Origin of the sequence: Bradyrhizobium sp. 195, from assembly GCF_023101665.1 — a bacterium.
GTDB lineage: Bacteria > Pseudomonadota > Alphaproteobacteria > Rhizobiales > Xanthobacteraceae > Bradyrhizobium.
This window is the reverse complement of sequence record NZ_CP082161.1, coordinates 1,077,226-1,090,528: the sequence shown is the minus strand read 5'-3', so window position 1 is coordinate 1,090,528 and position 13,303 is coordinate 1,077,226. Positions and strand designations below refer to the sequence as shown.

At 64.7% G+C, this 13,303-nt stretch carries 10 protein-coding genes; 7 read left to right on the top strand and 3 right to left on the bottom strand.

The features are described 5' to 3' along the window. Positions 1–7: 7 nt before the first annotated feature. From gap to IVB26_RS05050, 7 genes are all read left to right on the top strand, one after another. Entirely contained in the window at positions 8–1,015 is a 1,008-nt protein-coding gene (gene gap / locus IVB26_RS05080) for a type I glyceraldehyde-3-phosphate dehydrogenase (protein WP_247970848.1), read from the top strand. A 138-nt stretch (positions 1,016–1,153) separates the two neighbouring features. After that, entirely contained in the window at positions 1,154–2,350 is a 1,197-nt protein-coding gene (locus IVB26_RS05075; RefSeq protein WP_247970847.1) for a phosphoglycerate kinase, read from the top strand. 57 nt (positions 2,351–2,407) lie between these two features. Continuing rightward, positions 2,408–3,475, top strand: coding sequence for a class II fructose-bisphosphate aldolase (gene fba, locus IVB26_RS05070; RefSeq protein WP_247324160.1), 1,068 nt, complete (start codon positions 2,408–2,410; stop codon positions 3,473–3,475). Positions 3,476–3,712: 237 nt separating this feature from the next. Then, the gene (locus IVB26_RS05065; RefSeq protein WP_247970846.1) at positions 3,713–4,738 is read left to right on the top strand and encodes a class I fructose-bisphosphate aldolase; all 1,026 of its coding nucleotides are present in this window, start codon (positions 3,713–3,715) and stop codon (positions 4,736–4,738) included. A 3-nt stretch (positions 4,739–4,741) separates the two neighbouring features. Then, positions 4,742–5,431, top strand: a complete 690-nt coding sequence (locus IVB26_RS05060) for a thiamine phosphate synthase (protein WP_247970845.1) — start codon at positions 4,742–4,744, stop codon at positions 5,429–5,431. An 8-nt stretch (positions 5,432–5,439) separates the two neighbouring features. Then, positions 5,440–6,522: a tetratricopeptide repeat protein gene (locus tag IVB26_RS05055; protein WP_247970844.1), complete on the top strand. Its 1,083-nt coding sequence runs from the start codon at positions 5,440–5,442 to the stop codon at positions 6,520–6,522. Between the two features lie 97 nt (positions 6,523–6,619). Then, positions 6,620–7,411 carry an inositol monophosphatase family protein gene (locus IVB26_RS05050; protein WP_247970843.1) on the top strand — a complete coding sequence of 264 codons (792 nt, stop codon included), beginning with the start codon at positions 6,620–6,622 and terminating at the stop codon, positions 7,409–7,411. A gap of 26 nt (positions 7,412–7,437) precedes the next feature. Here IVB26_RS05050 and IVB26_RS05045 read toward each other — a convergent pair whose 3' ends face one another. The 3 genes from IVB26_RS05045 to IVB26_RS05035 form a co-directional block, all read right to left on the bottom strand. Beyond that, the gene (locus tag IVB26_RS05045; protein ID WP_247973062.1) at positions 7,438–8,568 is read right to left on the bottom strand and encodes an AAA family ATPase; all 1,131 of its coding nucleotides are present in this window, start codon (positions 8,566–8,568) and stop codon (positions 7,438–7,440) included. A gap of 169 nt (positions 8,569–8,737) precedes the next feature. Further along, a complete protein-coding gene (locus IVB26_RS05040; protein WP_247970842.1) occupies positions 8,738–11,899 on the bottom strand; it encodes a multidrug efflux RND transporter permease subunit in 3,162 nt (1,053 codons plus the stop codon). Positions 11,900–11,905: 6 nt separating this feature from the next. Then, positions 11,906–13,099 carry an efflux RND transporter periplasmic adaptor subunit gene (locus IVB26_RS05035; RefSeq protein WP_247970841.1) on the bottom strand — a complete coding sequence of 398 codons (1,194 nt, stop codon included), beginning with the start codon at positions 13,097–13,099 and terminating at the stop codon, positions 11,906–11,908. Positions 13,100–13,303 lie beyond the last annotated feature (204 nt).

The window sequence follows — 13,303 nt, the reverse complement described above, 5'->3', positions numbered from 1 at the left end:
ACGAAACATGGCAGTCCGCGTTGGAATTAACGGTTTTGGCCGCATCGGCCGCAACATCCTGCGGGCTATTGCCGAGTCCGGCCGCAAGGATATCGAGGTCGTCGGCATCAACGACCTCGGTCCGGTCGAGACCAACGCCCATCTGCTCCGCTTCGACTCCGTGCATGGCCGTTTCCCCGGCACCGTGACCATCGATGGCGACTCGATCAACCTCGGCACCGGCAAGATCAAGGTGACCGCGGAGCGCGATCCCTCGAAGCTGCCCTGGAAGGATCTCGGCGTCGACATCGCGATGGAATGCACCGGCATCTTCACCTCGAAGGACAAGGCTTCCGCGCATCTGACCGCCGGCGCCAAGCGCGTGCTGGTCTCCGCGCCCGCTGACGGCGCCGATGCCACCATCGTCTACGGCGTCAACCACGACACGCTGACCAAGGATCATCTCGTCATCTCGAACGGCTCCTGCACCACCAACTGCCTGGCGCCGGTCGCCAAGGTGCTGAACGACCTCGTCGGCATCGAGACCGGCTTCATGACCACGATCCACGCCTATACCGGCGACCAGCCGACGCTCGATACGATGCACAAGGATCTTTACCGTGGCCGTGCGGCTGCAATGTCGATGATCCCGACCTCGACCGGTGCGGCGAAGGCGATCGGCCTCGTGCTGCCCGAGCTGAAGGGCAAGCTCGACGGCGTCGCGATCCGCGTGCCGACCCCGAACGTCTCGGTGGTCGACCTCAAGATCGTCGCCAAGCGCGCCACCGACGCCAAGGAAATCAACGCGGCGATGAAGCGCGCCTCCGAGCAGCAGCTCAAGGGCATCCTCGGCTACACCAATGCGCCGAACGTCTCGATCGACTTCAACCACGACCCGCACTCCTCGACCTTCCACGAGGACCAGACCAAGGTGCAGAACGGCACGCTGGTGCGCGTGATGTCCTGGTACGACAACGAGTGGGGCTTCTCGAACCGCATGGCGGACACCGCCGCTGCGATCGCGAAGGTGATCTAAGGATCTGGTGCGTTCTAGTTGCACCGTCATTCCGGTATGGTCCGAAGGACCAGACCCGGAATCTCGAGATTCCGGGTTCGGTGCTAGCGCACCGCCCCGGAATGACCTCCTAGAGGCCCGGGACAAGAGAACCCAGAGATGACCAACAAATTCCGCACCCTCGACGACGTCGACGTGAAGAGCAAACGCGTGCTGCTGCGCGTCGATCTCAACGTGCCCATGGACAACGGCCGCGTCAGCGACACGACCCGGCTCGAGCGCGTCGCACCGACCATCACCGAAATCTCGGACAAGGGCGGCAAGGTCATCCTGCTCGCGCATTTCGGCCGGCCGAAGGGGCGCGATGCCAAGGAGTCGCTCAAGCCGGTTGCCGAGGCGCTGTCGAAGGTCGTGAAGAAGCCCGTCGGCTTCGCCGAAGACTGCATCGGTGAGCCCGCGGCCAAGGCGGTCGCTAGCCTGAACGACGGCGACATCCTCTGTCTCGAAAACACCCGCTTCCACAAGGAAGAGGAAAAAAACGATGCCGCCTTCGTCGCGGAGCTCGCAAAGCTCGGCGACATCTGGGTCAATGACGCATTCTCGGCGGCGCACCGCGCCCACGCCACGACCGAAGGCCTCGGCCACAAGCTGCCCGCCTATGCCGGCCGCACCATGCAGGCCGAGCTCGTCGCGCTGGAGAAGGCGCTGGGCTCGCCGACCAAGCCTGTTATCGCAATCATCGGCGGCGCCAAGGTCTCGACCAAGATCGACCTGCTCGAAAATCTCGTCAGCAAGGTCGATGCACTGGTGATCGGGGGCGGCATGGCCAACACCTTCCTGCACGCCCAGGGCGTCGGCGTCGGCAAGTCGCTGGCCGAGAAGGATCTCGCCGCCACCGCGCTGCGCATCATGGAGAAGGCGGACGCCGCCAACTGCGCCATCATCCTTCCCGTGGACGCAACCGTTGCCTATCATTTCGCCGCCAACGCGCCCTCGCATGCCTATGGGCTCGATGCGATCCCGGCCGACGGCATGATCCTCGACGTCGGTCCGCAGTCGATCGCGCGCGTCCACGCCGCGATCGACGACGCCGCGACGCTGGTCTGGAACGGACCGCTGGGCGCGTTCGAGATGCAGCCGTTCGACCGCGGCACGGTCGCGGCCGCCAAGCACGCTGCCGAGCGCACCAAGGCCAAGAAGCTGATCTCGATCGCGGGCGGCGGCGACACCGTCGCGGCGCTCAACCAGGCCGGCGTCGCCGGCAGTTTCACCTATGTCTCGACCGCTGGTGGCGCGTTCCTTGAATGGATGGAAGGCAAGCCCCTGCCCGGCGTTGAGGTGCTGCGCATCAAGTAAGCTTCGATCGGCAAACATTGAGCGGCCTTGGAAGGCCCAAACGGGAGAAAAAGACAGATGGCTCGGATCACGTTACGTCAATTGCTCGACCACGCGGCGGAGAACGATTACGGCGTACCGGCCTTCAACATCAATAACATGGAGCAGGCGCTGGCGATCATGGACGCGGCCAACCAGGTCGACGCGCCCGTCATCATCCAGGCCTCGCGCGGTGCGCGCTCCTACGCCAACGACATCATGCTCAAGCACATGATGGACGCGGTCACCGAAATCTATCCGCACATCCCCGTCTGCGTGCATCTCGACCACGGCAACGAAGCCGCGACCTGCATGACTGCGATCCAGGCCGGCTTCACCTCCGTCATGATGGACGGCTCGCTGAAGGCCGACGGCAAGACCCCCGGCGACTGGAGCTACAATGTCGGCGTCACCAAGACCGTGACCGACATGGCCCATCTCGGCGGCATCTCGGTGGAAGGTGAGCTCGGCGTGCTCGGCTCGCTCGAAACCGGCATGGGCGACAAGGAAGACGGCCACGGCGCCGAAGGCAAGCTCAGCCACGACCAGCTCCTGACCAATCCGGACGAGGCTGTGAAGTTCGTCCAGGAGACCAAGGTCGACGCGCTCGCGATCGCGATGGGCACTTCGCACGGTGCCTACAAGTTCACCCGCAAGCCCGATGGCGACATCCTCGCCATGAACGTGATCGAGGAGATCCACCGCAAGCTGCCGAACATGCATCTCGTCATGCATGGTTCGTCCTCGGTGCCGCAGGACCTGCAGGAGATCATCAACGCCAATGGCGGCAAGATGAAGCCGACCTGGGGCGTGCCGGTGGCGGAGATCCAGCGCGGCATCAAGAACGGCGTGCGCAAGATCAACATCGACACCGACAACCGCATGGCGATGACCGGTCAGATCCGCAAAGTGCTCAAGGACAGCCCGGAAGAGTTCGATCCGCGCAAATATCTGAAGCCGGCGATGGAAGCCATGACCAAGCTGTGCAAGCAGCGGCTCCAGGAGTTCAACACCGCGGGGCAAGCCTCCAAGATCAAGCGGGTCCTGACCACCGCCGAAATGGCCAAGCGCTACGCCAAGGGCGAGCTCGACCCCAAGGTGGCGTAAGCGATCGCGAAGGTCGCGTAAGCCGCCGTCCCATCCTCCCGTCATTCCGGGACACGCGAAGCGTGGGCCCGGAATCCATAACCACAGCCTGGGGTTATGGATTCCGGGCCTGCGCCTTTCGGCGCATCCCGGAATGACAGAAAGAGCCTTACCCTGCGACGAACGTTAACTCGGCAATTGCCCGAGAACGGTCTATTTTCACGGGCAAGGGCAGAATCGTTTTGGGAGGACCTCTCGATGAATCTGACTGAGCTCAACAGGGTGGCGACCGCCATGGTCGCATCAGGCAAGGGTATCCTTGCCGCCGACGAATCCTCCGGCACCATCAAGAAGCGCTTTGACGCGATCGGCGTGGAATCGACCGAAGCCAACCGCCGCGACTATCGCGAGATGCTGTTCCGCTCCCAGGACGCCATGAGCCAGTATATTTCCGGCGTGATTCTCTATGACGAGACGATCTGGCAGGATGCCAAGGACGGCACGCCGCTGGTCAGGCTGATCGAACAGAGCGGCGCCATTCCCGGCATCAAGGTGGACGAAGGCACGCAAGCCCTGCCGATGTGCCCGGGAGAGCTCGTCACCGTCGGGCTCGACAAGCTCGCCGAGCGGCTGAAGAAATACCATGAGCGCGGCGCACGCTTTGCCAAATGGCGCGCGGTGATCGACATCGGCAGCGGCATTCCCTCGATGACAGCGATCAGCGTCAACGCCCACGCGCTGGCGCGCTATGCCGCACTGTGCCAGGCCGCGCAGATCGTGCCGATCGTCGAGCCTGAGGTGCTGATGGACGGCGACCACGACATCGACCGCTGCTATGAGGTCACACAACGCGTACTCAACAAGACGTTTCAGGAATTGCGCGTGCAGCGCGTCGCGCTCGAAGGCATGGTGCTCAAACCCAACATGGCGATATCAGGCAAGAAGTGCGCAAAACAGGCCTCTGTGGAGGAGGTCGCGGAGAAGACAGTTCGGCTCCTGAAGGCCTGCGTGCCCGCGGCGGTGCCCGGCATCGCCTTCCTCTCCGGCGGCCAGTCGGACGAAGAGGCGACCGCCCATCTCAACGCCATGCACAAGCTCGGCCCGCTGCCCTGGGGCCTGACCTTCTCCTACGGCCGCGCGCTCCAGGCCGCGCCGCAGAAGGCATGGTCCGGCAAGGCCGAGAACGTCGCGGCCGGACAGCGCGCTTTCAGCCATCGCGCGCGGATGAACGGACTCGCCTCCAAGGGCGAATGGCAAAGCAGCCTGGAAAAGAAGGCAGCCTAGATCTTGTCGAACAAACCACCTCCGCCGCGCCCGGCGCCGCGCCTCTATCTCGCGACGCCTGTCGTCGATGATCCCGCTTCGCTTCTTGCCGAGCTGCCGGGTCTGCTCGCCGCCGCCGACGTCGCGGCCGTGCTGCTTCGGCTGAAGGAGACCGATCAACGCACCATGATCACGCGCATCAAGGCCTTGGCGCCGCCGGTGCAGAAGGCGGGCGCCGCGCTGCTGGTCGAGGACCATGCCGAGCTGGTCGCGCGCGGCGGCGCGGACGGCGCGCACCTGCCCGGCATCGCCGCGCTGAAAGAGGCGCTGCCATCGCTCAAGCCCGATCGCATCGCCGGCGTCGGCGGGCTGACGACGCGGCACCATTCCATGGATGCGGGCGAGATGGGCGCGGATTACGTGCTGTTCGGCGAGCCCGATGCGAAAGGCCAGCGTCCCTCAGCGCAAGCGATCGCGGAACGGCTGGACTGGTGGGCCGAGCTGTTCGAGCCGCCCTGCGTCGGCTTTGCCATGTCGCTGGAAGAAGCCCACGATTTCGCCCTCAGCGGCGCCGATTTCGTGCTGGTCGGCGACTTCATCTGGGCCGATCCGCGCGGACCCAAGGCCGCGCTGATCGAGGCGGATGCTGCGATCAAGAAGGCCCATGCGACGGCGACGGCCAGCCAAAATCCTGCTGGCCAGGAGCACGGCTAGCGCCCGACATGAACCTCCCCTGCATCACCATGCTGGCTACGCTGCTGCTCACGCTGCCCGCGGCCGCGCAACTCCAGATCGCCCCGCCGGCGACAACGCCGAGCGCGCCGGCCGAGAAGCCAAAGCCCAAGCCGCACGCGCTCACCAAAAAGAAGGAGGCCGCGCCGGCGCCAAAGCCTTCGGCCTCGCCCAAGCCGGCTCCTTCCTCCAAGCCCGCCCCGGCCGCGACCGTGATCCCGGCGCCGCCGACCGACAATTCCAACGCCGATCTGGTGTACGGCGCCTATCAGCGCGGCCAGTACAAGTCGGCGTTCGACCTCGCCACCGCCCGCGCACAAGCCGGCGATCCCAAGGCGATGACCATGCTCGGCGAGCTCTATTCCAACGCCATGGGCATACGCCGCGACTACGCCAAGGCGGCCGAATGGTACAAGCGCGCCGCGGACGCCGGCGACCGCGAGGCAATGTTCGCGCTCGCCATGCTGCGCATTTCGGGCCGCGGCGGCTCGGTCGACAAGGGCGAGGCGGTCAAGCTGATGGCGTCCGCCGCCAAGCTCGGCGAGCCCAAGGCGGCCTATAACCTCGCTTTGCTCTATCTCGACGGCCAGACCTTGCCGCAGGACGTCAAGCGCTCCGCCGAGCTGCTGCGCCAGGCCGCCGATTCCGGCCTGCCCGAGGCGCAATACGCGCTTGCGACCTTCTACAAGGAAGGCACCGGCGTGGCGAAGGACCCGGAGCGCGCGGTGAGGCTGCTGCAAGCCGCCTCGCTCGCCGACAATGTCGACGCCGAGGTCGAATATGCCATCGCCATGTTCAACGGCACCGGCACGCCGAAGAACCAGCCGGCTGCCGTCGCCCTGCTTCGCAAGGCATCCCGCCAGGGCAGCGCGATCGCGCAGAACCGGCTGGCGTGGGTGCTGATCAACGGCGTGGGCGTATCCGCGGACAAGGTCGAGGGCTTCAAATGGCACCTGGTGGCCAAAACCGCCGGCAAGGGTGACCCGGAGCTCGACAAGCAATTATCCGACTTGCCGGCCGAGGACCGGGCCAAGGCGGAGGCCGCCGCCAAAAAATGGCTCGGAACCAAATGACTTGACCCAATGACTTGACGCAAGCGCCCCCGCAGGGCACCCAATCCCTCAAACAGGCGCGATTTCCCGCCCTTTCCCCCGATCAAGTCCAGAGCTCATGCTGTATTCCGCCACTATCAACGTCATGGTCAAGGCCGCGCGCCGTGCTGGCCGCAGTCTCAAGCGCGATCTCGGCGAGATCGAGCATCTCCAGGTCTCGCTGAAGGGGCCGGCGAATTTCGTCTCGCTCGCCGACAAGCGCGCTGAGGAGATCCTTTACCAGGATCTCGCCAAGGCCCGTCCCGGCTACGGCTTCATCGGCGAGGAAGGCGGCACCCGCGAGGGCTCCGACAAGAGCCACACCTGGATCGTCGACCCGCTCGACGGCACCACCAACTTCCTGCACGGCATCCCGCAATTCGCGATCTCGATCGGCCTCGTGCGCGAGGGCACGATCATCGCCGGCGTGATCTACAACCCCGCCAATGACGAGCTCTACATCGCCGAGCGCGGCAAGGGCGCCTTCCTCAACGACCAGCGCCTGCGCGTCGCCGGCCGCCGCCAGCTCAACGAATGCGTGGTGGCCTGCGGCCTGCCCCATATCGGCCGCGGCGACCACGAGGAATTTCGCCGCGAGATGACCGCGATCCAGGACCGCGTCGCTGGCCTGCGCCGCTTCGGCGCCGCCTCACTCGACCTCGCCTTCGTCGCCGCCGGCCGCCTCGACGGCTATTGGGAGCGCAATCTGCAATCCTGGGACATCGCCGCCGGCATGCTGATGGTGCGCGAAGCGGGCGGAACGGTGAGCGACATCGCGACGCCGGGGGATGCGCTGGTCACCGGGAATGTGGTGTGCGGCAACGAGTTCGTGCACGGGGAGCTAGTGAAGATTTTGCGGAAGCCGGCGTAGTCATACGACGCCTCAATCTGCAACGGTCAGTCTTCGTCGTCGTCCGATTCGTCCTCGTCACGATATTCACCGCCGAGGGTCAGACCCTCGATAGCCGTGGCGCCTTTCGACTTGATGACGCGACGAAGCGGGACAGAGCTCTCGTTCCGCAAGGCCTCCATCAGCAGTTCCGAATGGGTGACGATCCAGATGTCGGCACGGCTTGATGCCCTGGCGATCAGCCGGGCCAATGGCGCCAGCAGCGACGGATGGAGACTGGTCTCAGGTTCGTTCAGCGCGATGAACGGCGGAAGCCGATAGCCCATGAACACCGCGAGCAGACAGATGTATTTCAGCGTCCCATCGGATAGTTCATGTGCCCTGAACGGCCGCGGCATATCCTCCAGCTGCAGATCGAATTCGCACCACCCGCCCTGTTCCCATGCGCGGAGCTCGGCGCCCGGAAATGCATCCTGGACTGCGTCCTGCAGATCGGTCGCGTCTTCTCGAATGGTATAAAGTGTCGCCAGGGCGGCAGCCAAATCGCTCCCATCGGCACTGAGCGAAGGCGTCGTGATCGCCAGGCACGGCTTGCGTATCGGTGAGGCCGGATCGGTGCGAAAGTCGTGATAGAATCGCCAGCCCAGCATCACGTTTCTGATCAGATCGATTTCGGGGCATTCCTTGCTGTCGGAAAAGCCGGCCAGCGCGGGCTCCGACGGCAGCACCGCATCCTTGTGGCTAACCCATGCGCCGCTCTCGCCGCGGACACTGACGAGAGAATTCTTCCGCTCCATCAGTAAAACCGTTCGTTTGCCCTGCGTCGCCTCGATTCTTTCGGACTTGATCATCGGCTCGCCGGCAAACGCCGCCGCAACCGGACTGGGAAATCCGATCTCAATCGAATATTTCAGGTGATCGAATCTGGCCGACAAGCGCAGTCGCCCATCCTCGCCGCGCTTGCGCGTGCCGGACCAGCAGACTGAATTCAATCCGCCTTCGTCGGCGATCGTGCGCGTGATCCGCCCGGTCGCCGCGTCACGCAACAGCGACAAGGATTTGTAGAGATTGGATTTGCCGACACCATTCTCGCCCACAAAGACGGACAGGGGATGGATCGGTATGGAGAGCCACCGGATCGAGCGATAGTTCGAGATCGAAATGTCGGTCGGACGCATCACGTGCTTTCAATCGGAAGGCCGTGTGCATTCGCGATGCAGTGCGGAATACACATTCGCTCAATGCAGGGATGCAGTCTGGATCGACACCTCCGAGAAAGCAAGCGAACGCCGGTTTGACCTCGCGCGACGTGGCATCAGTTCGAAGCAATCAAGACCGATCGGGCGTTCAGTGGCCGGTCCTTGCCGGCGCCGGCGGTCCATACGCCTCGCCTTCCTTCGCAGCCTTTGGCTCCCGGTCGCCCGCCAGCACGCGCTGCACCGAGACGAAGAACACCGGCACCATCAAGAGCGCTAGGATCACGACCGCGATCATGCCGCCCATCACGACGCTGCCGAGCGCCTGCTGGCTGGCGCCGCCGGCGCCGTGCGCAATCGCCATCGGCAGCACGCCGCAGATGAAAGCGAGGCCGGTCATCAAAATGGGGCGGAAGCGCAGGCGGCAGGCTTCGATGGTGGCTTCCACCAGCGGCTTGCCTTCCTTGCGCAAGTCCTTCGCGAACTCGATGATCAGAATCGCGTCCTTGGCTGCAAGGCCAATGATCGTGATCAGGCCGACCGTGAAATAGACGTCGTTGGGCAGGCTCCGCAGCGTCGCTGCGACGACCGCGCCGACGATGCCGAGCGGCACGGTGAGCAGCACCGCGAGCGGAATGGTCCAGCTTTCATAGAGCGCGGCCAGACACAGGAACACCACGAACACCGACAGCGCCAGCAGGAACGGCGCCTGCGAGCCCGAGAGCTTCTCCTGGAGCGACTGCCCGGTCCATTCATAGCCGAAGCCGCGCGGCAGCCTGCCGGCAAGCCGCTCCATCTCCGCGATGGCGTCGCCCGAGGTGAATCCGGGTTTCGCCTCACCGGAGATGCGCACCGCCGGATAATAGTTGAAGCCTGCGATCTGCGTCGGTCCGCGCGCCCATTCCACCGTGGCAAAGGACGAGAACGGCACCAGCTGGCCGCGGCTGTTCTTGACGTTGTAGTTGAGGATGTCCTCGGTCCGCATGCGGTCGCGGGCGTCGGCCTGCACCACGACACGCTGCATGCGGCCGCGGTTCGGGAAGTCGTTGATATAGTTCGAGCCGAGATTGGTCGAGATCGTGTTGTTGATGTCCTCGAAGGTGACGCCGAAGGCGCCGGCCTTCTCGCGGTCGATCATGAGATTGACCACGCCCGCCTCGGGCAGGCCCTCGATATAGACCTTCTGCAGCACCGGGCTCGCATTGGCCTCGGCGATCAGTTGATCGGCGGCGCGCATCAATTGCTGATAGCCCTTCTGGCCGCGGTCCTGGAGACGGAACGAGAAGCCCGAGGAGTTGCCGAGATTGTCGATCGGCGGCGGCTGCAGCGCCGAGATCTTTGCGTCGCGGATCGACGAGCCCAGGTCGCGGTTGACGTCGTTGACGATCGCGGCGGCGGAATCCTTCGGCCCGCGCTCCGACCAGTCCTTCAACGTGATGAACGCCTGCGCAGTGTTCATGCCCTGGCCGGAGAAGCTGAAGCCGGTGAGGAAGGTGACGTTGTCGACGCCCGGCCGCTGAGCCAGGTATTTTTCCACCTTCTCGATCACGGCCTCGGTGCGGGAATAGGACGAATCCGACGGCGTCTGCACGTCGGTGGTGATGAAGCCCTGGTCGTCGACGGGCAGGAAGCCGCCGGGCAGATTGACGAAGGCCCATGACAGGCCGACCAGCAGCGCGGCATAAACCAGCATCAGGCGGCCAGTGCGCTTCAGCGAGAAGCCGACGGTGAGCGAATAGCGTTCCTTGACGCCTTCGAGCATGCGGTTGAACCAGCCGAACACGCCGCGCTTGGCGTGACCGTGACCGGCTGCGACGGGCTTGAGCAGGGTCGCGCACAGCGCCGGCGTCAGTGACAACGCGAGGAACGCGGAGAAGCCGATCGCGGCGACCATGGTCACCGAGAACTGGCGATAAATGATGCCGACCGAGCCCGGGAAGAATGCCATCGGCACGAACACCGCCATCAGCACCAGCGTGATGCCGATGATGGCGCCCGATATCTGCGACATCGCCTTGCGCGTCGCTTCCTTCGGCGGCAGGCCTTCCTCGGACATGATGCGCTCGACGTTCTCGACCACGACGATGGCGTCGTCGACGAGGATGCCGACCGCGAGCACCATGCCGAACATCGAGAGCATGTTGATGGAGTAGCCGGCGAGCAGAAGCGTGGTGCAGGCGCCCAGAAGCGCCACGGGCACCACGATGGTCGGGATGATGGTATAGCGGATGTTCTGCAGGAACAGGAACATCACCACGAACACCAGCACCACGGCTTCGACCAGCGTCGTCAGCACCTTCTTGATCGAGGCCTCGACCACCGGCGTGATGTTGTAGGGGATCTCGTAGGAGATGTTGGCCGGGAAGAAGCGCGACAGCTCCTTCATCTTCTCTTGGACCGCGCTCGCGGTCGCCAGCGCGTTGCCGGTCGGCGACATCAGGACGGAGAGACCCGCGGTCGGCTTGCCGTCGAGCCGCGTGTTGAACTGGTAGCTGAGACCACCGACCTCGACCCGCGCGACGTCGCGCAAGCGCACGGTCGAACCGTCGGCATTGGCGCGCAGGATGATGGCACCGAATTCGTCCGGCGAGGAGAGCTGGCCTTTGACCAGCACCAGTGCGGAGGTGCGCTGGTTCGACGTAGACGGCTCGGCGCCGATGCTGCCCGAGGCGACCTGCGCGTTCTGCGCGGCAATGGCCTTGTTGACGTCGTCCGCGGTCAGCCCATAGCCGACGAGCTTGGCCGGATCGACCCAGACGCGCAGGCTGCGCTCGGTCGAGTACAGCGTGGCGCGGCCGACGCCGGGAATGCGGCGGATCTCGCCCAGCACGTTGCGGATCATGAAGTCGCCGAGCCCGACCTCGTCCAGGCTGCCGTCGGTCGAGTTCAGCGTGATGATCTGCAGCACCGCGCTGGAGGCTTCCTCGATCAGGATGCCCTGCTGCATCACCGCGCGCGGCAGGCGCGCCTCGACGCGCTTGATGCGGTTCTGCACCTCGACCGAGGCGGCGCTGGTATCGGTGCCCGGCTGGAAGTTGGCGATGATCTCGACCTGGCCGAGCGAGTCGCTGGTCGATTCGAAGTTGAGGATGTTGGCGGCGCCGTTGAGCTCCTCCTCGATCAGCCGCGTGACGCTGTTGTAGAGGTTTTCGGGCGAGGCGCCGGGATAGCTGGTCGAGATCGAGATCGAGGGCGGCGCGATGATCGGATATTGCGCGATCGGCAGCAGCGGCACGGCGATCGCGCCGATCAAGCAGATGAACAGCGCGACCACCCAGGCGAAGATTGGCCTGTCGATGAAGAAGCTCGCCATAGCGCGTTACCGCGTGAGCTTCTGCGCGTGCCGATTGTCGGCGGTCGCGTCCGCCTCCGACCAGGATTGCGGCTTGACCTTGTCGCCGGCCGCGAATTTCTGGAACCCTTCCACCACGACCTTGTCGCCGGCCTTCAGGCCTTCAGTGATGAACCAAACTCCGTCCTGCACGGACCCTGTGCGCACCGCCTGCACCGCGATGTGATTGTCATCCTTGACGACGAACACTTCGCTGCCGCCGCCGCCATTGCGCTGGATCGCCTGCTGCGGCACCGCGATCGCGTCGGAATCCAGACCCTGGTCGATGCGGACGCGGACATACATGCCCGGCAGCAGTTCGCGCTTGGGATTGGGGAACTCGCCGCGCAGCGTCACCTGCCCGGTGTGGGCGTCGACCTTGGCATCGGAGAACAGCAGCTTGCCGTCGAGCGAATAGATGGTGTTGTCGTCGAGCACCAGACGCACCTTGGCGGCATCGGAAGCGATGCGCTCGAGATCGCCGGTTTCGAAGGCGCGGCGGAGCTGGTTGAGCTCGGTCACCGACTGGGTGAAGTCGGCATAGATCGGATCGAGCTGCTGGATGGTGGCGAGATTGGTCTCGTTCTGCACAGCGAGGGCGCCCTCGCTGACAAGGGCCGCACCGACCACGCCGTCGATCGGCGCACGCACGGTGGCATAGTCGAGATTGAGCCTTGCCCGCGAGAGGTCGGCCTTGCGACCTTCGACCTCGGCATGGGCCTGGCGTTCGGCCGCAATCGCCTTCTCGTTCTCGGCTTCCGGAGCAGCGCGATCCTTGGTGAGGGTAGCGATACGGTGCGCCTGCTGCTTCGCCTGCATCAACGCGGCCTCCGCCTTGGCGAGCGCAGCTTCGTTTGCCATCACCTCGACCTCGAACGGGCGCGGATCGATGCGGTAGAGCGGATCGCCCGCCTTCACTTCGCTGCCCTGGCGGAACAGACGCTCGACCACGATGCCGGAGACGCGCGGCCGCACCTCGGAGACCCGCGTCGGCGCGATGCGGCCCGGCAGCTCGCGCACCACGGCGCGTGACTGCGGCTTGACGATCACGATGCTGACGTCAGGGTGGGCCGGCGGAGCGGCGGACACGGCGGAGCTCGATTCGTCACAGCCCGCGAGCAGCGGCGCCAGGGCCGCGAGCATCATTGCAACGCATGCCGATCGCGCACGAAGTCCTGACATGAAGTGGGGTGCCCCGATATTGTTGAAACTGATCATGCTCCGCGCGAGGCCCGTTCTGGGCCGTTTTGCACGCGGCTGATGCCGCCAAAATAGAATGCATCTGCTGCGATGCAACGCATGATGCGGGCGGCTCATTGTCACACAGCGTATGACATTGAGTTTAGACGGCTTTTGCCGTGTCACTTGATCGTGAATCGGGGTTCC

What these genes read in the sequence shown, in the direction of transcription:
- IVB26_RS05035 (WP_247970841.1), bottom strand. Translation starts at nt 13,099, where the DNA reads ATGTCAGGACTTCGTGCGCGATCGGCATGCGTTGCAATGATGCTCGCG.
- IVB26_RS05055 (WP_247970844.1), top strand. Translation starts at nt 5,440, where the DNA reads ATGAACCTCCCCTGCATCACCATGCTGGCTACGCTGCTGCTCACGCTG.
- IVB26_RS05040 (WP_247970842.1), bottom strand. Translation starts at nt 11,899, where the DNA reads ATGGCGAGCTTCTTCATCGACAGGCCAATCTTCGCCTGGGTGGTCGCG.
- IVB26_RS05065 (WP_247970846.1), top strand. Translation starts at nt 3,713, where the DNA reads ATGAATCTGACTGAGCTCAACAGGGTGGCGACCGCCATGGTCGCATCA.
- IVB26_RS05075 (WP_247970847.1), top strand. Translation starts at nt 1,154, where the DNA reads ATGACCAACAAATTCCGCACCCTCGACGACGTCGACGTGAAGAGCAAA.
- IVB26_RS05050 (WP_247970843.1), top strand. Translation starts at nt 6,620, where the DNA reads ATGCTGTATTCCGCCACTATCAACGTCATGGTCAAGGCCGCGCGCCGT.
- IVB26_RS05045 (WP_247973062.1), bottom strand. Translation starts at nt 8,568, where the DNA reads ATGCGTCCGACCGACATTTCGATCTCGAACTATCGCTCGATCCGGTGG.
- gap (WP_247970848.1), top strand. Translation starts at nt 8, where the DNA reads ATGGCAGTCCGCGTTGGAATTAACGGTTTTGGCCGCATCGGCCGCAAC.
- fba (WP_247324160.1), top strand. Translation starts at nt 2,408, where the DNA reads ATGGCTCGGATCACGTTACGTCAATTGCTCGACCACGCGGCGGAGAAC.